Annotated in this window: 14 protein-coding genes; 11 read left to right on the forward strand and 3 right to left on the reverse strand. The window is 33.9% G+C overall.

Translation table 11 applies throughout. The features are described 5' to 3' along the window. Positions 1-119 precede the first annotated feature (119 nt). Together A4F88_RS03680 and A4F88_RS03685 are read right to left on the reverse strand one after the other, a co-directional pair. Positions 120-1,817, reverse strand: coding sequence for a ribonucleoside-diphosphate reductase subunit alpha (locus tag A4F88_RS03680; RefSeq protein WP_068841152.1), 1,698 nt, complete (start codon positions 1,815-1,817; stop codon positions 120-122). A gap of 17 nt (positions 1,818-1,834) precedes the next feature. After that, complete coding sequence (locus tag A4F88_RS03685) at positions 1,835-2,809, reverse strand: ribonucleotide-diphosphate reductase subunit beta (protein ID WP_068841153.1); 975 nt, start codon at positions 2,807-2,809, stop codon at positions 1,835-1,837. Between the two features lie 603 nt (positions 2,810-3,412). Between A4F88_RS03685 and A4F88_RS03690 the strand changes: the two genes are divergently transcribed. The 8 genes from A4F88_RS03690 to A4F88_RS03725 all read left to right on the forward strand — a co-directional run bounded on the left by A4F88_RS03690 (position 3,413) and on the right by A4F88_RS03725 (position 18,256). Further along, entirely contained in the window at positions 3,413-3,967 is a 555-nt protein-coding gene (locus A4F88_RS03690) for a GNAT family N-acetyltransferase (protein ID WP_068841154.1), read from the forward strand. Positions 3,968-4,337: 370 nt separating this feature from the next. Next, positions 4,338-5,900 carry a histidine kinase gene (locus A4F88_RS03695; RefSeq protein WP_068841155.1) on the forward strand — a complete coding sequence of 521 codons (1,563 nt, stop codon included), beginning with the start codon at positions 4,338-4,340 and terminating at the stop codon, positions 5,898-5,900. A 105-nt stretch (positions 5,901-6,005) separates the two neighbouring features. Further along, a complete protein-coding gene (locus tag A4F88_RS03700; RefSeq protein ID WP_068841156.1) occupies positions 6,006-8,606 on the forward strand; it encodes a zinc-dependent metalloprotease in 2,601 nt (866 codons plus the stop codon). A 25-nt stretch (positions 8,607-8,631) separates the two neighbouring features. Continuing rightward, the gene (locus tag A4F88_RS03705) at positions 8,632-11,976 is read left to right on the forward strand and encodes a SusC/RagA family TonB-linked outer membrane protein (RefSeq protein ID WP_068841157.1); all 3,345 of its coding nucleotides are present in this window, start codon (positions 8,632-8,634) and stop codon (positions 11,974-11,976) included. Between the two features lie 11 nt (positions 11,977-11,987). Further along, on the forward strand, positions 11,988-13,307 hold the full coding sequence (locus A4F88_RS03710; RefSeq protein ID WP_068841158.1) for a RagB/SusD family nutrient uptake outer membrane protein: 1,320 nt from the start codon (positions 11,988-11,990) through the stop codon (positions 13,305-13,307). Between the two features lie 60 nt (positions 13,308-13,367). Beyond that, positions 13,368-14,126 carry a LytR/AlgR family response regulator transcription factor gene (locus A4F88_RS03715; protein ID WP_068841159.1) on the forward strand — a complete coding sequence of 253 codons (759 nt, stop codon included), beginning with the start codon at positions 13,368-13,370 and terminating at the stop codon, positions 14,124-14,126. Positions 14,127-14,920: 794 nt separating this feature from the next. Then, positions 14,921-16,723, forward strand: coding sequence for a T9SS type A sorting domain-containing protein (locus A4F88_RS03720; protein ID WP_068841160.1), 1,803 nt, complete (start codon positions 14,921-14,923; stop codon positions 16,721-16,723). A 42-nt stretch (positions 16,724-16,765) separates the two neighbouring features. Beyond that, positions 16,766-18,256, forward strand: a complete 1,491-nt coding sequence (locus A4F88_RS03725; protein ID WP_068841161.1) for a hypothetical protein — start codon at positions 16,766-16,768, stop codon at positions 18,254-18,256. Positions 18,257-18,371: 115 nt separating this feature from the next. On the opposite strand, the gene A4F88_RS03730 is transcribed toward A4F88_RS03725, so the two are convergent. Continuing rightward, a complete protein-coding gene (locus A4F88_RS03730; protein ID WP_068841162.1) occupies positions 18,372-19,247 on the reverse strand; it encodes an NAD(P)H-binding protein in 876 nt (291 codons plus the stop codon). Between the two features lie 82 nt (positions 19,248-19,329). On the opposite strand from A4F88_RS03730, the gene A4F88_RS03735 reads away from it, so the two are divergent. From A4F88_RS03735 to A4F88_RS03745, 3 genes are all read left to right on the forward strand, one after another. Then, positions 19,330-19,698, forward strand: coding sequence for a winged helix-turn-helix transcriptional regulator (locus tag A4F88_RS03735; RefSeq protein ID WP_068841163.1), 369 nt, complete (start codon positions 19,330-19,332; stop codon positions 19,696-19,698). A gap of 73 nt (positions 19,699-19,771) precedes the next feature. Then, the gene (locus A4F88_RS03740; protein WP_068841164.1) at positions 19,772-20,203 is read left to right on the forward strand and encodes a DoxX family protein; all 432 of its coding nucleotides are present in this window, start codon (positions 19,772-19,774) and stop codon (positions 20,201-20,203) included. Positions 20,204-20,586: 383 nt separating this feature from the next. Next, positions 20,587-21,423 (forward strand): sulfite exporter TauE/SafE family protein, encoded by an 837-nt coding sequence (locus tag A4F88_RS03745; protein ID WP_068841165.1) that lies wholly within the window; start codon positions 20,587-20,589, stop codon positions 21,421-21,423.

Below are 21,423 nucleotides of genomic sequence, written 5' to 3' on the forward strand. Positions count from 1 at the left end.
CTTTGATAAAGATTCCCCAGATTAAAACATAAAATCAGCGAAAACCCGTTCTCCCTGTATAATCCGTGGACAAAAATTATTACAATAAAAAAGCCGGACAATAAATCCGGCTTAAATTTTTATGATTCGCAACTACTGCAAGTTACCAAACTTGTAACCAATTCTTTAGAGACACTTTGGCTTCTTTGGTAATACAAACTTTTAACTCCCAATTGCCATGCTTCGATCATTAAGCGGTTTACATCCTTAATTGGCAATTCTGCCGGAATATTAAGATTTAAACTTTGTCCCTGATCTACAAACTTCTGACGAATTGCTGCTTGTTGTACAATTTCTAACTGACTGATTTCTTTAAAGGTTTTAAAGACATCTTTTTCGTTTTGTGTCAATTGCGTCATGTGCTGAACACTTCCGCCATTAAGCATAATCTCTCTCCACACCTCTTCATTGTCAAGACCTTTTTCTTCCAGTAAAATTTTAAGGTATTTGTTTTTACGCATAAAATTACCTTTGCTCAATCCTGCTTTATAGTAATTGCTGCTAAAAGGCTCAATTCCTGGCGATGTTTGTCCTAAAATTGCCGATGATGAAGTCGTTGGCGCAATAGCCATTGTAGTTGTATTACGTCTTCCGTAACCTTTAAGCAATTCCGGTTCACCATAAATTCTGGCCAGATCCTGAGTCGCTTTATCGGCTTTATCACTAATATGTTTGAATATTTCTGTGGTTTTCATTTTGGCTTCCATTCCTTCAAACGGGATCATATTTTTTTGCAAATACGAATGCCAGCCCAAAACACCAAGTCCAAGGGCGCGGTGTCTTTTGGCAAAACGATTCGCTGCTGCCAAATAATAATTTCCCTCGGTTTTTTCGATGAATTCCTGTAAAACGGCATCAAGGAAAAAGATCGCTAACTTAACAGCTTCGGTATCTTTCCATTCTTCGTAAAGCTCCAGATTCATTGATGAAAGACAGCAAATAAACGATTCATCAAAGCTTGATGGCAACATGATTTCGCTACAAAGGTTACTGGCATTAATACGCAGGTTTTTATCTTTATAAACTTGTGGCTTATTCTTGTTTACGTTGTCACTAAAAAAGATATAAGGTAATCCTTTTTGCTGACGACTTTCCAGCACTTTAGCCCAAACCTGTCTTTTATCTGCATCACCATCAATCATTTCCTGCATCCAGTAATCAGGCACACAAATTCCGGTAAACAAGTTCTGAATTGGATTTCCGATGCTTTTAATCTTCAGGAACTCCTCGATATCCGGATGATCAACATCTAAATAGGCTGCAAAAGCACCACGGCGAACGCCACCTTGAGAAATCGTATCCATAGTTGTATCAAAAAGTTTCATGAAACTAACAGCTCCACTACTCTTTCCGTTATCGGTTACGGCACTTCCTCTTTCGCGCAATTCCCCAAAATAACCAGATGTTCCGCCACCAATTTTAGTTTGCATGATAACTTCGCCTAATTTATGTGTAATTCCCTCGATTTCATCAGGAACATGTACATTAAAACATGAGATTGGCAATCCGCGTTCTGTTCCCATATTCGCCCAAACCGGCGAACTGATACTCATCCAGCCACGTTCGATCATTTCTACAAAAGAATCTTTTAACTCCGGTTTATAAAGTCTTCTTGCTGCAGCTGTACAAATTCTGTCAATTGCACCTTCTACAGTTTCGCCTTTTAAAAGGTAACCACGATTTAAAATTTGTTCACTTTCAGAGTTTTTCCACCACATTTTATTATCTGCTTCACTTAACGGAAGGCTGTTTCCTGAAGTTGTATCTATTGTATTCATAATTGTAATTTGCTATTTTAGAAGAGGTCGTTTGCGGTTATACTTTTGTCGTGCTTGGTATATTCTACAGGTCTTTTGGCAAAAAAATCATCAAGACTGTTGGCAAAAACTTCTTCTTCAAACCATGCCATCGCTTTGTAATCTTCAGATGGAACATTAAATATGGTTGGAATATTAATTTGAGTCAGACTTTCGTCGATTCTAAATTTCATGAAGTTCACCAAATCTTCTTTTTTGATACTTTCGATTTCACCTTCTTCAAATATCCAGTCTAATATATCAGCTTCTACGGCTATTGAGTTTTTAACGCTTTCACGAACAAGGTTTAAAGTTTCCTCATCAAAGAAATCCGGAAATTCTTCGCGTATTTTATTAATGATAAAAATACCACCATTGGCATGAATTTGCTCGTCTATAGAAGTCCACGCAATAATATTGCTTACGTTTTTCATATATCCTTTAAATCTTGTAAACGATAACAGAATGGCAAACTGACTAAATAAAGAAACATTTTCGATCAGAATACTAAACAAGATCAGTGATACGACGTATTTTTTATTGTCCTGAGACTTGGTATCTTTAAGTACATCTGACAGATAATCGATTCTCTTGCGGATTACCGGAATCTCCATCAGTTTTTCGAATTCATCATTGTATCCTAAAACCTCCAAAAGACGCGAATAGGCTTCTGAATGTCTGAATTCACATTCGGCAAAAGTAGTTCCCAAACCATTGAATTCCGGCTTTGGAAAATGTTCATATATATTTCCCCAAAAACTTTTTACAGCTACCTCAATTTGTGCAATCGCCAGTAAACTGTTTTTTATAGCCGTTTTTTCAGCATCATTCAGATGCGAATGAAAGTCCTGTGTATCAGCCGTAAAGTCAACTTCGGTGTGAACCCAGTAGGCTTTGTTAATGGCTTCTGTAAACTGCAATACCTCCGGATACTCAAAAGGTTTATAATTGATTCTTTTATCGAATATAGACATATATATAGTATTTAAATGGTGACTTACCTGGAATAAAAATGAATTGTTTTATTGGGGATTTAAACATCATTTTTATCATTACAAAATTAACCCACAGTTCTTCTTTTGGCCTACTTTTGATGTTAAAAATCCGTTCAATTATCAACAGTTTTCAACCTCCTGAAAAGGGGCAAAAAAGCACTTTTTATTAACAGTAACATAATATTGGCTAATACCCGACACATCAGCTATTTATAACTTTTCTAAATAGACTTATCAACACAAAAAAACGGTTTAAGGTTTACTATTACAAGCAACAGTTATCAACAACAAAGCTTTAAAAATTAGCTTTTTTATTACAAAAAATGATTTCAGCAAAAGATAATCTGGTCTTAAACATCAACTTTAAAATGGATTTGTGTTTGATGTAATTTTGGATTTTAGCGTTTCAAAAAATATACATAAACACCTGATTTTAAACAATTTAAATTAAATTAAAAAAATTTTTCATCCCATTTCATTTTGTCAAAAATTCAAAAAATACGATCTGTTTTAGCATTAAATGGCTAAAAAAAGCTAATATTTAAAAGTTACCGTAATTTTGTAGCATCTAAAAGAAAAAACATGATGATTAGAAAAGCAACTTTTGAAGATTCAGAATCTGTAGCAACACATTTATTGCTGGCCATGGAGGAAATAATCTATAAATTTATTGGTAAAAAAGACTATGATAAGGCTTATGCTTTTATGCTCCGTTTTGTAGCATCAGAAGACAATCAATACTCTTATAAAAATTGTTTTGTGGCTGTAGATGAAAACGAAATTATAGGTGCTGTTGCGGTTTATGACGGAGGAAAATTACATGAACTCAGAAAACCAATTGTTGAATATGTGAGAAGTCATTTTAATCCTGGTTTTGATCCTGAAGATGAAACTCAAAGTGGTGAATTTTACATTGATTCTCTAGGCGTAAATCCTAAATGTCAGGGAAAAGGAATTGGTTCTAAAATATTACAGTTTTTAATTGAAGAATTTGTAACCAAAAATAAACAGACTTTGGGTTTATTGGTTGAAGAAGAAAATCCGGGAGCCAAAAAACTGTATCTGAAATTAGGTTTTAAAATTGTTGGAGAAAAAACTCTGGTAGGTAAAAAACTGGAACATCTTCAGATTTCTTAGTTTTTGTTTCAGGTTTCAGGTTTGAAATGAGAATAGGATAACTTTGTAATTTAAGTGCAAAGTTTTACGCAAAGTTCGCAAAGTTTAAATACAAAGCTTTGCGAACTTTGTGCTTTCTAAACTTACAGAAAAATAAAAAAACTTTGCGCTCTTTGCGGTTAAATCTACTCAAGCCAAACCTGAAACCTGAAACAATTTCATCCCCTTTTCTCTCTTAACAAGATTTTTACTAAACGACTACCCGAAATATGTGTTAAGATTTCATAACTAAAAGTGTATCAGTCAAAAAGTTTTATATTTGCACACGAAAAAATTAATACCACATTGCAATAAGAGCTTAAATATTCTCTTATTTTTTTAATAGTTACTTTTGAAATTTACATTGCAAAATACCTTTTCCGGCAGGAACTTCTTTATTTTAGGAATCATTTTCACTGTTCTTACGCTGCTTTCTATTTATATATTGAGTGGTTTAATGACTCAAATCACCGAAAAATCGAATACTGAAACTGCGCAACGCAGTTTTGTAAAGAAACAGGAAGTTATTGCTCAGGAATTAACCCGTTTTTTAGATACTCAAAACGAACTAAAACGCGTGGTCGATATTAGCAATGCTGCCAACTTAGCTGATAACTTAAAAGTATTAAGTACCATTCATGCCAATGATAGTCTGGTTAAGAACAACTGGTTCCAGATCAACGATCAAAAAATAGAATTTACGAGTGCTAAAAACAATCCTGATCTCGAAAATTCGATTACTGACTTTGTCGCAAAATATGGAAAACTGCATGAGTTTAATAGTATTGTCGAAGATCAGCAAAACTTTTTCTGGCGCATTTATTACAGGTATATTGCTAAAAATGGTACCATAGTTCGATACGGTTACGATATTGACCTGCAATCGCTGCAATTGTATTTCTCTACAATTGATCAAAAAGCTCCCAATTATGCTTTTGTATTTGATAAAAAAGGAACGATTATTTATCATCCCGAAGTAAAACTACTCAAAAAGAATATTTTTAAGATTACAAATTTTCCGGTGCAGGATACTACTTTTAAGAAAAAAGATAGTTTTAGCAGAAGGATTGCTTTATCAGAATATCTGAAACTGGATATTGTGCGTTACACCAAACGACTCAATGTAAAAGGTACAAACTGGTATATTTCTGTCAACTTTGCTAAAGAAATTACAAACGAGGATGTGAATGCGGTTAAAAAATACGCCTCTTTAATTTATATCATTACTACAGCAATCTTAATTGTATTCTTTTATTTGTTTACTCTTTTTACCCGCAAAACATTTAGGGAAAAACAATTGCTTTCGGAAGAAAAAAACAATTTGCTTTTAGAAAATGAAAAGATCAATAAAGAGAAAGCCTTAATTCAGCTACATCAGTTAAAGGAGCAAATTAATCCGCACTTTTTATTTAATTCCCTGAATTCGCTTTATATGTTAATTGAAGGCAATACCAGTGTGGCGCGAAAATTTACTCTGAACCTTTCTAAAATCTATCGCTATCTGATCAATCCTCCTGTTAATAATATAGTAACAGTTCAGGAAGAATTACTTTTTATAGAAAAGTATATCTTTTTGCAGCAAACCCGTTTTACCGAAGAGTTTGTTTTTACTATTCATATTGAAAACGAAAATATACTGGCTAAAAAAGTGCCTTATCTTGCTTTTCAGATCGCGGTTGAAAATGCGATTAAACACAATATCGCTTCTGAAGAAAATCCTTTAAATATCACTATTGATATTAAAGAAAACGCTGTAATTATTACCAATAATTTAAACGAAAAGCAAAACATCGAGAAAGAATCTAAGTTTGGTCACAAATACTTAGAAAGTATCTATAATTATTATGGTAAAAATGATTTTAAAGCTTTCAAAAAAGATGGCGATTTTACTTGCATTTTACCTTTAATTGGATAAAAAAAAACATTCACTCCCGAAAAAAAGCCACTCACTCCTTTTTGTTTTTTTAAACGTTATCCGTGCAATATTTTTAGCCAAAAATTAACCTAAACTTAACTTTCTATGAGAGAAAAGGCATTGTTGAGGAATCTAAAAAATATCGCATTAGCGTTGTTAGTATTGAATACAGGTACTATGATTGCTCAAAAAAAGAATAAAAAGAGTAAAGAAGACAAGACAGAACAAGTTAAAGATTCATTAAAAAATTCGAAAGGACAAAAATATGATGATCTTATAAAAAAAGGAACTTTCAAGAAAGGATTGTTCAATACGATTCAGGTAAAAACAGATTTATATTTAGAGATCAACGATTCGCTTTTTCAAAGAGAATTTTTAATAGTAAACAAAATCTCAAATGTTCCTTTACCGGTTAATGATGCAGGATTAAATAAAGGTATGAATTATGAAAATAAGATCATCACTTTTCATAAAGACTTAGTAGCTAAGAAAGTTTGGGTAAAATCATCTGTACCTAAAGTTTCATCTCCGGTTGGAGACGCTATCACGGCTTCGGTAAACAGTAACTTCTCTGAATCTATTATAGAAGTTTTTGATATTGAAACCAAAAACAACGATTCGACATCGGTAGTTATTAAAGCAAATAAGGTTTTTGACGGAAAGCAAAAAAGTTTCAATGATGTTTTAAGCAACATTGGTTTTGGAGGATCTGTAAAATCTGACCTTTCGTATATAGAAGGTGTGAAAACTTTCCCTAAAAATATTGTGGTTAAATCCCAGCTTACGACTTCTGTAAGCGAAGGTGGTCCTGCCCTTTCGGTTACGCTTGGTGTAACTTCTAATATTATATTATTGGATAAAGTACCCATGCAGCCTCGTTTTGCAGAAAAGCGTATTGGATATTTCTCTGAAAAACACTGGTATTTTAGCGACAGTCAGCATGCGATGCTGGAGAAAGAACTCATCACACGCTGGAGATTAGAACCTAAAAAAGAGGATATCGAAAAATACCGCAAAGGCGAATTAGTAGAACCTAAGAAACCTATTGTATACTATATCGATCCATCAACACCAAAACAATGGCGTTCTTATATCATTGCTGGTGTTCGTGACTGGCAGGCAGCTTTTGAAAGAGCAGGTTTTAAAAATGCTGTAATTGCTAAGGAACCAACTGAAGAAGATACTGATTTTGATATTGATGATGTACGTTATTCTGTAATTACATATGTAGCTTCTCAAAAATCTAATGCTATGGGACCTGCAGTTGTAGACCCAAGAAGTGGTGAAATTATCGAGTCTGATATTATCTGGTGGCATAATGTAATGACATCATTACAAAGCTGGATGCGTATTCAGACCGGGGCAATCGACCCAAAAGCAAGAGGAAACAAATTTAGTGATGAACACATGGGAGAAGCTATTCGCTTTGTATCGTCTCATGAAGTAGGTCATACATTTGGTTTAAAACATAATATGGGAGCTTCATTTGCTTATCCTGTAGAATCTTTGAGATCTCCGGCTTTTACGGCAAAAATGGGCGGAACTGCACCATCGATCATGGATTATGCACGTTACAATTATATTGCACAGCCTGAAGATCATGTAGAAGCAATTACTCCAAAAATTGGTGAATACGATAAATATGCTATCGAATGGGGTTACAGATGGTATGCTGACCAAACAGAAGAACACAATGCTTTGAACGCATTGATTTCGAAACACCAAAATGATCCAGTTTATTTCTATGGAGAACAACAAGATGGTGACAGCACTATTGATCCGCGTTCACAATCAGAAGATTTAGGTGATGATGCTATGAAAGCTAGCGAATACGGACTTAAAAATCTTAAAAGAGTTGTGGGTAAAATCCTGGAATGGACGTATGACAAAGATGCGTCTTACTATGAAACCGGTAAACTTTATATTGGTGCCATCGGACAATGGAATCTTTACAACTATCACGTATTATCTAATGTTGGAGGAATTTACCTGAACACAACAGTTCATGGAGACAACAAACCAAGTTATGTTGCAGTTCCGGCAGCGATCCAGAAAAGAGCGGTTTCGTACTTATTAAACAATAGTATTAAACTTCCGGAATGGTTGTTCTTTAACCCGATTTTAGACAAAACAAATCCGTTAAAAGATTCTCCGCTTGGACCTTATGAGTACACGCCATATACATTGGCAAGAGAGTTACAATACGGAATTATGTACAATTTATTAAGTGATGATCGTTTATTGAGAATTACAGAAAATGAGTTGTTTCAGCGTAATGAAGCTAAAGAAAATGTATACACGGTAACTCAATTATTCAAAACACTTCACCAAAGCATTTTTGCTCCTACAATCCAGAATAAATCACTTACGATCATGGAGCGTATGACTCAGAAAAACTATGTGGATGTATTGATTGTTTCAACCAATAAACTTTTTGAAAAAACAGATACCAAGAAAATTATTCAGTTAGAAGAGACTTTAAGCATGCCTCATTTATGTGATTATTTAGATGAAGCTAAAATGGCACGTAACATTAATCAGTCTTCACTAAAAAGGGTTTCTGAAGTTACCTCTGATAAAAAAGGAGAATTAAATCAGATTCTTCAATTACTGAAAACGAAAAGAAACATTGGAAATCAGGAAACCAAAAACCATTATTTTGACCTGATTCAACGTATAGAAAGAGCATTAAACAACACACTATAATTTAACACAATCCAAAAATAACCTAATGAAGAATCTATTTTACATGCTGAGTTTCCTTCTTGCCCTGTCGGGGTATGCGCAGGAAAGGACTATTAAGGGAAAAGTACTTGATGCCGCAGATGGACTACCGATACCGGGAGTTACTGTTTTTGTCGAAAACACTTCCGTATCAAACAATACACAACAAAAAGGTGTTATACAAAGTGCGAGTCTTGGAACCGTAACTGATTTTGACGGTACATTTGAATTTAAAATCAACAATAATATGAAAAGTTTAAGAGTAACTTATATTGGTTACCAACCTTATACAATTGATATTACTTCACAAAATAACTATACTATTTCTTTAAAATCTGATGTAGCCGAATTAAAAGAAATCGTGGTAACAGGTTACCAAAAGATCGAAAAAAGAAAACTGACATCAGCTGTTGCAAAAGTTGAAATGGCAGATATCAAACAAGCGGGTGTGGCGAGTTTAGATCAAATGTTAATTGGTCAGGTTGCAGGTGTTGCTGTAACACAACAAACGGGAGCTCCGGGAACGATCTCTAAAATCAGAATCCGTGGTACTGCATCTCTTAATGGTGCACAGGATCCGTTATGGGTTTTAGATGGTTTACCACTTGAAGGAAATGATGTTCCTCAAAATTATGACAAAGACAATATCGATGTTTTAAGCAATTTTTCTATCGCAGGTTTAAATCCTGAAGATATTAAAGATATTACCATATTAAAAGATGCTGCTGCAACTGCCATTTACGGGGCAAGAGCTGCAAACGGTGTTATCGTGGTAACGACTAAAAAAGGAAAAAAAGGAAGTATGAAAGTAGATTTGAATGTCAATACTTTCGTGACTCAAAAACCTGATTTTTCTAAATTAAACCTTTTAAATTCTTCTCAAAAAGTAGATTTTGAACTTTCGCTGGCTTCAAGAGAAGATTTGACTTACAGAGACGGTAACGGAGAAATTTCCCGCATTCTTAAACAGGCTAATGAATTAGGAGCCTACAGATCGGGAGGTTTTTCGTCTCTAAGTCCAACAACACAAAACTCAATCAACGCTTTAAGAAACATCAATACCAATTGGGGCGATTTATTGTATAGAAGTGCCATCAACAAACAATATACATTAAGTTTATCTGGTGGTGGAGAAAGATCTGATTACTATTTCTCTTTAGGAGCTTACAACGAAGAAGGTGCTACTATCGGAACTAGTTTTGACAGATACAACCTTACCTTAAAAAACAACTTTGATGTAACTGATAAATTACATGTTGGTGTTGGAATTTTTGGTACACAAAGCAAAAAATCATCTTATATTTCAGATACAGACACTTTTACCAATCCTGCTAATTATTCCAGAAATGCAAATCCATATTTAGCTCCAATAAACGCTGATGGAAGTTATAATTATGATAAAGACATGACCGGATATGGAAATGGAAGTGTATATATTCCTTTTAATTACTTAGAAGAAAGAGAAAATACCAATTACGAATTGACAACAAGATCAATAAAAGCATTACTTGACGTTGATTATAATATTGTAAAAGGATTAAAAGCAAGTACACAAATTGGTTTACAGTTTGACAACAATGCTTCTGAAAAATATGCTGGTAAAGACACTTACTTTACAAGAAAAGAAAGAGAAAAAACAAGTGTATTTGCAAATGGAGCTTATAGCTATTTCCTTCCTGTTGGGGGAATTATTCAAAATTCAAACACTGACTTTTTTCAATATAACTGGAAAACGATGTTAAACTATAGTACTACTCTTGGAGGAAAACATGAGTTAGAATTTATGGTGGGTAATGAATTAAGAAAAAACAAAAACACAGCTATTAATACAAAAGGTTTTGGTTTCGACCCGAAAACATTGAGTACAACTCAAATTGTTTTTCCAACTCAGGCTTATGCATCTAATCTAAACTATAGAACGTATTTAAAGAGTGAAAACGAAAATGCATTTGCATCAATGTTCGCAACAGCATCTTATACTTATGACAGAAAATATACTTTCTTTGGAAGTGTTCGTTACGACGGTTCAGATTTATTTGGTGTAGATCCTAAATACAAATACTTACCATTATGGGCAGTTTCTGGTTCATGGGCAGTATCTGAAGAAAATTTCTTAAAAGATAGCGAAATAGTTTCTAATTTAAGATTACGTGCATCTTACGGTTTACAAGGAAATATCGATAAAAATACTTCTCCGTATGTTGTTGGAACAAATCAGACAACTATTATTTTACCTGGACAATCAGAACCTGTTATTACTGTAATTTCTCCTCCAAATGATAAATTAAGATGGGAAAAAACGGAGAATACCAACTTTGGGATGGATCTTGGTTTATTCAACAATCGTATCAACATTGTAGCTGATGTTTACGGAAGAAAAAGTACTGATTTAATTGGTTTACAATCACTTCCTGTTGAAAACGGTTTTGAGTTTACAAACGCTAACTGGGCTCAGGTAACGAATAAAGGGTATGAAATTTCTTTGTCTACAAGAAACATTGACCGTCCGAACTTTAAATGGAACACGACTATTAATTTTGCTCATAATAAGAGTACTGTTGATCGTATCCAGATAAGATCTAACAGCTATTTACCTTCAAGACAAGGATTACCTGTTAATGCTGTATTTGCATTAAAAACTAACGGAATTGACGAAAGTGGTTTCCCTTTATTTGTAAATAAAAAAGGAGAAACTGTAAACACGCAAACTCTTTTTGGTCTTTTTGATCCTTATGCAGATTTTTTCCCTGGAGTTTTCTCGCAATCAAAACTTACAGATGAACAAACAAGAGATTTGTTTACTTATGTTGGAGATGCAGATCCTAAATTTACTGGTGGTATTATCAACACATTTAAAGTTCATAATTTTGATCTTACTATTGCTACCACTTTCAATCTTAAACAAACTGTTGTTGAAAGACCAAATTTTAATGGTACACAAGTAGATCGTGGTCAAAATTACACTACAGATATACTTAATGCATGGTCGCCTACTAACACAGGTTCGAACATACCTGGAATTACTAGTGCAACTTCAGGAACAGGAGATTCATGGATGGCTTACCAATGGTTTTCTCCAGCAGGAGCACCACTTAATGTTTACAACTATTTAGATACCTGGGTTCATGAAATGAGCTATATGCGTTTAAGCAGCGTTCGTTTAGGATATTCATTGCCTAAAACAGCGACAAAAACATTGTTTATGGATAATGTTAGATTTAGTATCGAAGGAAGAAACTTATTTGTAATCAGCTCTAATTATAAAGGTTACTTTGACCCTGAAACGTACGGAAATATCTATGCACAACCAATCCCAAGATCAATATCTTTAGGATGTAACCTAACTTTTTAATCTGATTTAAAATGAAAAATATATTAAAATACGTATTCTTTGCCGGTGTAGCCATTACTACTGTAAGCTGTGATCATTATCTTGATGTTGAGCCGGTAGGTAAAGTAATTCCGGAAACTTTAACTGATTACAGAGCAGTAATGACAAGCGGCTATTCTACAACTGCTATTCATAAAGCATTATCTGCTATCAGAGCAGACGAATTGGTTTTAGATGAATTTAATGATAATGCTACTTTCTACAGAGATCATTATATCTGGAACGATGCCAATCCTGATAAAACTACAAACAGTTTTCCTTATGCTGCTTTGTACAACAGAATTTTCTATACCAATGTTATCATCAATGAAGCAAGCGCAAAATTAGCGCCTTCTGCAGAGAAAGATCAACTAATAGGAGAAGCTTATGCATTAAGAGCATTAACTTATTTTGATTTATTGAATATCTTCAGTAAACCTTTTAATGCTGCAACAGCTGCAACAGACAGAGGTGTTCCGTTGGCTTTAAAAATAGATTTAGAGCAGGCTTACGTTCCTCAAAGTGTTGCTGTTATTTACGACCAGATTTTATCTGATGATGAAGCGGCTAGCAAATTATTGAATTTAGACACTCAGACAGCAGGTATAAACTACCGTTTTTCTAAAGCTGCTTTGTATGCAATGGAATCTCGTATTTTCTTATACAGAAAAGAATGGGCAAAAGCTATTGCTGCTGCAGATAAAGCAATGACATACAAAAGTGCTTTAATCAACTTAAACACTACTGCTGCTTTACCAAATCTTTACAACGGACCAGAATCTATATTAGCACTTGAGGATCCTTTTATTAATCTTTTAAAAGGAACATCATATGCTGCGCCAACTTTAACAGGCGTTTATGACAAAACAAACGATTTGCGTTTTGCTTTGTATTATCAGGCAAGCGGAAGCAGATACAGATTTAGAAAAGGTGGTGATATCGCTCAAAAATGTACTTTTAGAACATCTGAATTGTATTTGACTAAAGCCGAAGCATCAGCACAATTAAACGATCTTGCAACAGCAAGAACAACTGTAATAGCTTTTATCAAAAACAGATATACTGCAACAGCTTTTAATACATTAAGTACATCGATTGCTGCCATGACACAAACTCAGCTTCTTGATTTTATTGCTCAGGAAAGACAACGTGAGTTTGCTGTAGAAGGCCACCGTTGGTTTGATTTAAGAAGAACAACTCAAAAACAAATCATTCATACTTTCAATGGTGATAATTATACGTTAATAGAAAATGATCCGCGTTATACGCTTCCATTCCCTCTGGATGCACGTTTAAATAATCCTGATTTGTAAAAAAAATTAGCTCCGTTTTTAACGGAGCTTTTTTTTTAACTTTACAGAAAATTAAACGAAATGAAAATAGTTATTATTGAAGACGAACATCTGGCTTCAAGCTATCTGAAATCAATATTAGAACAACAAAATATAATTTCGATAAACGAAATAACCATACTAAAATCAGTAAAAGATGCTGTCGCCTTTTTTACAGAAAACATCGTTGATCTTGCTTTTATGGATATTCATTTGGGCGATGGCAAAAGCCTGGATATTTTCGAGCAAACTCTTATTTCGTGTCCCGTTATTTTTATTACTGCTTACGATTCTTATGCCGTAAAAGTTTTTAAACACTTTACCATAGATTATCTTTTAAAACCTTATGAAGAAGAAGAATTATTAGATGCACTCTTAAAGTATAAAAACATAAAAAATACTTTTAATACCAACCAAATTGTAGAATCTTTGGTTGAAATTGAAAATCAGAGTAGTATTCAGCATCATTTTTTGGTCAATCACAGAGACAAACTTCTTTCTATAAATGATACTTCGATCACTTATTTTTATGCCACAGGAAAACATATGTTTATTTATACTAATACAGGAAGTAGTTATTTATATAACAGCAATCTAAAAGATTTGGTAAACAAACTTAATCCTGTACTTTTCTTTAAAATAAATCGAAAATACATTATCAACCGCCATCATATCCAGGAAATAATAAAACATTCGAGCCAGAAAATCGAAATCTTATTAAATGTAATTGTTCCGGATACAGAACCTATTATTTTAAGCAAAAAAGAAATTAATAATTTTAAAAACTGGCTGGATTCTTAATGATATGCTTTCATAAATTATAACAAACTTAAATAGTATAAAAAAGAGCTGATTTTACGATCAGCTCTTTTTTTCTTTTAAGAACATTCTTTATTCTTTCTATAAAGTTTTTCTTGTTTCCTTTTTTTTATAATTAGACTTAAACGTTTTTTGATATTGACATAGGAAATCACTTCAATTAATCGTCTACATTTTAAAATAAATAGGATTTTTTTCAATATATTTAATCAAATATCTTACTTATACTACAAAGTGTATTTGTTAAAAAAATACGAAAAATACAATTCCTACATCAAAAGTAAGCTATTTTTTACAAGATATTTTTATGATTTAACACATTGTGCCATTATTATTTCGTAGCCAAAAAATTACATATTATACAGATTTTCTGAAAAATATAATTTTACTATAAGCCGTTCTTACTTTTTATAAAATAATTCTTACTGTTATTTTTCTCAGTAAAATAATTTCCGTTTTTATGAATTTTATCCACCCAAATCTAAAATTATCATATGAATATCAAAAAGTTAAAGTCACCATTAGTACCGTTTATTAGTTTTGCAACTAAAATGTATGTTGCTCCCTTCCCTTTACCATTACAATCAATATCTCTTCTGACAGGTACTCCTGTACCTATAAATATCAAATCTGGATATTACTAATATGTAGATATGAGGCATTTTTTTTCTAAAAAGTCAAACTATAATCTTCCTCTAATTTCTATCAGAAAGAAGAATAAAATCAAGATGATAAATTGAAATTCCGAATTATTAGTCCACTAAAAGTAACAGGTTATGAAGAAAACAACATTACTTATTTTGATACTGATTTCTACAAAAAGTATCTCACAGATTTATTTTAGTCCTAACGCAAACATGTATGTTAAAAATGAGGTTTTATACGTACAACAGGACATAAATTTAGCCTCAACCTCAAATTTATACTTGCGAAATAATTCTCAATTATTACAAGGAACTACCGGGGTTTCATCCAATAGCGGAGCTGGTGTATTATCAGTTTATCAGGAAGGCACTTCGAATAATTTTAATTACAATTATTGGTGTTCACCGGTTGGAAATGCTTCTGTTACTTCCGGAAATGAAAATTTTGGCATTACGATGTTAGCAAGACCAACTACCTCAACTACTTCAATCGCTCCCGTTATTCTGCCTAATACTAATTCTGACGGAACTTCTAATCCACTTGCAATTGCTTCAGGGTGGATTTTTAAACTAATTAATGCAAATAATTATTCGCAGTGGATCTTTGTAGGAGGAGCGACAACTTTAGCTCCCGGAGAAGGTTTTACCATGAAAGGTACCAGCGGAACGGATGCGACAGATCCTGAAGGAACCGGAATAACAAATAACCCTGGTAGTGCACAGCGATATGACTTTAGAGGAAAACCAAATGATGGTAGTATTACTATCACTTTGGGTGCAAATAACTCCACCTTAACAGGAAATCCATATCCATCTGCATTACATTTGAATGCTTTTCTATTAGATGCATCCAATACAGCCACTGCCGGAATTGCTTATTTTTGGGAACAGGATAAAACAGTCAATTCTCATCTTTTAGTAAATTACAGAGGAGGTTATGGCACATATTCTCCTGTAAATTTAACTTCTTCAGGGGTTTATGTTCCCGCAACTTTTAATTCTTATAATGGAGATGGTTCTCTCAATACCACCGGTTTATCATCAGGACTTGTAATAGACAGAAGATATTCTCCTATTGGTCAGGGATTTATAATTTATGCGAATGCTAACGGAACTGCAACGTTCAAAAATACTCAGCGTATTTTTGTTAAAGAAAGTGCAGGATCATCACAATTCGAAAAAAACATTCCAAAGGAAAAAAGTACAGAAAACACAAAAAAATCTGAAGAAACTATTGATGACATCGTTCCTCATTTTAAATTAAACACAATTATCAATAACCAGTTTACAAGACAATTAGCATTGGTTCTTGTACCAGAGGCTACAGACGGAATCGACATTGGTATTGATGCTTTAAATGTAGACGAAAACCTTCCCAATGATGTAACTTTTTGGTTAGAAGATAACAGCTACGTAATTCAGGGAGTAAACTTTGATGAAACAAAGAAAATTGATCTTAATGTAAAAGTAACCACTAGTAGTACTTTTAAATTTTATATACCAGAAGTACTCAACTTCAACCCTTCACAAATTATTTATATCTATGATGCACTGGATACATCTTATCATGATGTAAAAAACGGATCCTATGAAGTTACAGTTGCTCCGGGAACATATTCTGACCGATTTAAGATTGTTTTTAAAAAGGAAACAACACTTGGTATTGATGACAATATAACAAAACAGTTTATTATTACGCAGGATAATATTAACAGTAATCTTAAAGCCTCCAATCCAAACAATTTAACTATAAGTTCATTTAAACTTTATGATGTATCGGGCAAAATGGTTTTATCTAAAAAAAATCTGGGAACTGAGCAATATTACAATTTTTCGACTAACGGATTAAGTAATGGAGTTTATTTCGTAGAGTTTTTAACCAACAATAATCAGCGATTTAAAGAAAAAATTATCATTTCAAATTCCACTAAATAATCATATCCAAAAAATCCAATAATTAATTTAATATTAGAAATTATGATCACTAAACCTACTCTTCAAAATCATAAAGTATTATTATTATTCTTTTTTATTCTTTTTACCTTAACAGGAAATGCACAAATAGGAATTGGAACAGTAACACCAAATGCAAGTTCTGTTCTGGATATTACCTCTACCACAAAAGGGATGTTAACCCCAAGAATGACCACCGTACAGCGTAATGCCATCACAACCCCGGCAGATGGACTAATGGTATACGATACTGATTTAAAATTATTCTATTATTATTCATCCAGTACTTCAACCTGGCTGCCAATTGTAAGTGGTTCACCTGGTAGAATCAATTTCAAACGTATCAAATCTACAGATGTTTTAGCTACTGTTCTCGCTACTGAACTTGCTGCCGGCGGAGGAAGTAAATATGTATTAAGCTCTAATACCTTATATGAAATTAATGGAACCGTGACATTTAACTTTCCTATAGACTTAAACAATGCTTACATTCAGGGATTAGATGTAAATGACGATGTCATTATAAGATCTTCAGGGAATATCTTTGAAGGCGCAAATGGAGGAAGCATTAAAGGCTTAACACTAACGGCTACTGCCGGTAATGTTTTTAATCTTAGCGGAGCCGCAACTCAAAATCTAATCTTTAGAGATTGTATTGTTTCAAATTCTAATACCGTAGGCACCATATCCGGTTTTGGATTAGTGTTTCTTAGTATTATCCAGTTTACCGGAAATACAAACGGAATTACCTACAATAACATTACACAATTATTACTAAGCAATTTAGGATGGTTTGGCAATAATACCGGAACTTATGAAAAACTAACCGGAACTTTTGTGCTGGTAGAAAAACAAGGCGGTTTTAGTCAGGTTGATGGTTCAGCAATAGGATTTGATGTATCCGGAAACCCGGTTATAAGCGGTGACGCTGTATTAGAATCAGTAGTATTTACGGGTGCTAATAGCGCTGGGTATGTAAAACCATATACGGTAGGGACTTATTCAGGATATAATTTTAACAACAACTGGACTGTAAGATCTGCCGGATTACCTACAGAAGCAGATGCAAATGCAGTAGGTGACTTTGCAATGGACTATACTGTTGGATCTGGAGCCGCTACAACATTCAACCTTTCAAATCCAAGTAATACAGTAAAAGTTCTTGGAAATTCAACCTCTTATAATTTATTCCGATTTGCATTGGATGCATCACCAAATAACAACAACAGACTGCGTTATATGGGTAAAAAGAAAAGAATTTTTCAAATTGCGGGGTCAATATCTTTTCAGGTTCCGGGAGTAGCAGTTTATATCATTTACATTTCAAAAAATGGTACTCCTCTAACACAATATAAAATTTATGGAAGAGGTGCCGTTTTAAATGATATTGTCGTTCTTCCAATAAACGGATCTGTTGAATTATCTAATAACGATTACATAGAAATATATGCACAAAGATATTCCGGAGTTTCTGGTGATATCATAACACCCAATATGGCAATCACTATAAAATAATTTCAACTGGAAATAATGATTTCTATTTTGAAGAAATCATTTATTAAAATCAAAAAGGGAATAGACTTTCATCTATTCCCTTTTTGATATCATTTTACAAATAGTAATCAGATATTTAGAATTTTTCAGCAAACTCCTTTGCAAAATCTTCCAGTTTAATCTTTCCGTCAACAGCAGTTTTATGACTCAGAAAATCTTCCTGAATTTTCCCGTTTCTTAAGCCTGCTCCCATTTCAGTATACAATTCAGCTATTTCCTCCGGTAAACCTGCTTGTTTCATTCCGCCAAGCGCTTGTTCATCAGTAAACTCAACCCAGGGTAATTCCAGTTTATCAATTGCCAGACCTAAAACAGTTGCAACATCATTTGGGGTACGAACATCACTCACAATATAACGTACGCTTGCTCCTGATGTTTTTTGTAATTCCTCGGCTGCAGCAGTTGCAATATCTTCAGGATGTACAAACGGAATCATAATAGTTAATGGATAATTAGATCCAATAATTCCGGCACCTTTAATCATTGGAATATCATGGTATAAATTAGTAAAGAAAAATCCGGCACGAAGAAACGTAAATGAAGTATTTGCAACTCCTTCGTAAATTTTTTCAATATGATGTAATCCGGTAATTGGACCAGTTTCTCCCGGCAAATCAGCACCAATACTACTTAACATGACAACACGTTTCACTCTTGCATCTTGAATAGCCTCTGCCAGAGCTTTACCCGCGTTTGTAGTGTTAGTAATAATATTAACTCCTCCCATATTGGGTGGTGTCAACGCAAAGACAGCATCGGCTTCAGCAAAAGCGCTTTTCAAAAAAGCAATATCATCTACAGAGCCAATTGCTGCTTTGGCACCCAAAGTTTCAATAGCTGCTGTTCTCTCTGTATTGCTGCTCACAACAGTTACTTCATGTCCTGAAGCTATAAGTTTTGTGGTCAAAGGTTTTCCTATATTTCCTAATGAACCTGTAATTGTAATTTTCATCTCTAAATTATTTTTTTATTAGCAGTAACAAAGGTATATTTGTACTTACTTTTATACAAGTACTTACCCTAAAGTATGCACTATGACAGCCATCAAAGAATCGTCAACAATTCAGGAAAATAAGCAATATGCCTTAGAAAAATGTCCTGTAACTTATGTAATGGAAAAAATTGGAGGTTATTGGAAACCTATTATTATATATCATCTTTCCAGTGGTCCGTTGCGCTATAGCGAACTAAAAAGAGCCATTCCTGCCGTGACCGAAAAAATGTTAATTCAACATCTCAAACAACTCGAAGCCGATAATCTCGTGATTCGCGAAGCAAAACCAGTTGTACCACCTTTTGTAACGTATAGCTTAAGTGCTTCCGGAAACGGACTGTTGCCGGTTATCGAAGCTATGGCAACCTGGGCGTTTAAAGACAAAGAAGATGGTTTTAATGTTTCTTAAATGAGTTAAAAGAAATTGAATTTTTCTCCTCTATTTCCTTAAACATCTCTATTTTTATATAAAAATCATCCAAATGAAAAACATATCAATACCACAGGCAGGTTTAATTTTAAGAGTTGTTTTAGGAATCACCATGCTTTCGGCAGTTGCAGATCGCTTCGGACTTTGGGGCGCTCCCGGAACACCCGGAGTAGCATGGGGAAATTGGGATAATTTTATCAACTACACCCAAACCTTAAACTCTTTTACCAGTAAATCTGTAGCAGGAATATTGGGAGCTCTCGCAACATTCTTCGAAATCGTATTTGGAATATCCTTAATCATTGGTTTCAAAACCCGAATTTCAGCTTTAGGTACATCAGCCCTGCTCCTGCTTTTTGCAATCGCAATGGCAACTTCATCAACTATTAAAGCTCCATTCGATTATTCGGTTTTAACCAGCGCTGCGGCAGCTTTATTGCTTTCCGTTATTGGCAAAACTTCTTTTGCAGTCGATCATAAATAGTTTATTCGTTTTATTGATTAGAAGCTAATCCGGCCATCCACTATATCTTTGCCTCCCTAAAGAAGGGAGACAAAGGATGCCGTTCCTGTCCGGGCTAGGGCAATTGTTTTTATAAAATATTTATTCCCTGAAAGAGAAATTCTGTAAATACGCTCAAAACTATTTTTTGCAAAATCCTTACTGAATAAATTTTAGAATAAAATTGATATTGTTTCTCTTTACAGGTTTCAAAAACCTGTTCCGTATTTAATTTTACCAATGTGTATACAGCTGTAAATCATCCTTTTTTCAGCCTTTGTGTTTTTTTTAAGTTTTTATTAAGTCCCTAAATTTTTCAGGAACTAATATCAATTCGTAAATTAGCGGCAACAAAATTTATTCGAATGACAGTACTTACATTTACCCTGATTATGATTCTTGGTGCTTTTTTAGCAGGTTTTATTGGTTCATTATCAGGTTTAGGTGGCGGAATTATCATAATTCCCCTTTTAACAGTCATTCTTGGCGTTGACATACATTATGCAATTGGTGCAGCTTTGGTTTCGGTAATTGCAACTTCTTCAGGTTCTGCCGCAGCTTATGTCAGAGAAGGAATTACCAATATGCGACTCGGAATTTTTCTCGAAATTGCCACAACCATCGGAGCCGTTTGTGGAGCCTTGCTTTCTACCATAGCTCCTACCTCATTCATCGCAGTCTTATTTGGACTTACCCTGATTTTCTCAGCTATAAATTCACTTCGTAAAAAAGAAGAGCACATTGTTTTAGAATCCAGTCCTTTGGCCAAAAAATTACGATTAGAAGGAACTTATCCTTCACACGATGGAGAAGTAATTCATTACGGAACCAAAAATGTAGTAGGCGGTTTTGGTATGATGGGAATCGCCGGAATGATGTCCGGATTATTAGGTATTGGTTCCGGAGCTTTTAAAGTAATTGCCATGGACAATATCATGAGAATCCCGTTTAAAGTTTCGACTACAACCAGTAATTTTATGATGGGAGTTACTGCAATGGCAAGTTCTGTAATTTACATCCAAAAAGGATATATCGAACCGGGAATTTGTATGCCGGTTGTCATAGGTGTTTTGTTTGGCGCTATGGCAGGAGCCAAAGTATTGGTACGAACAAACCCAAAAAAACTAAGAATCTTTTTTGCCTGCCTGATTTTTGTACTTGCAGTGAACATGATATACAACGGACTTAATGGAAAAATCTAA

This window comes from Flavobacterium chilense (assembly GCF_001602525.1).
GTDB classification, from domain to species: Bacteria; Bacteroidota; Bacteroidia; order Flavobacteriales; family Flavobacteriaceae; genus Flavobacterium; species Flavobacterium chilense.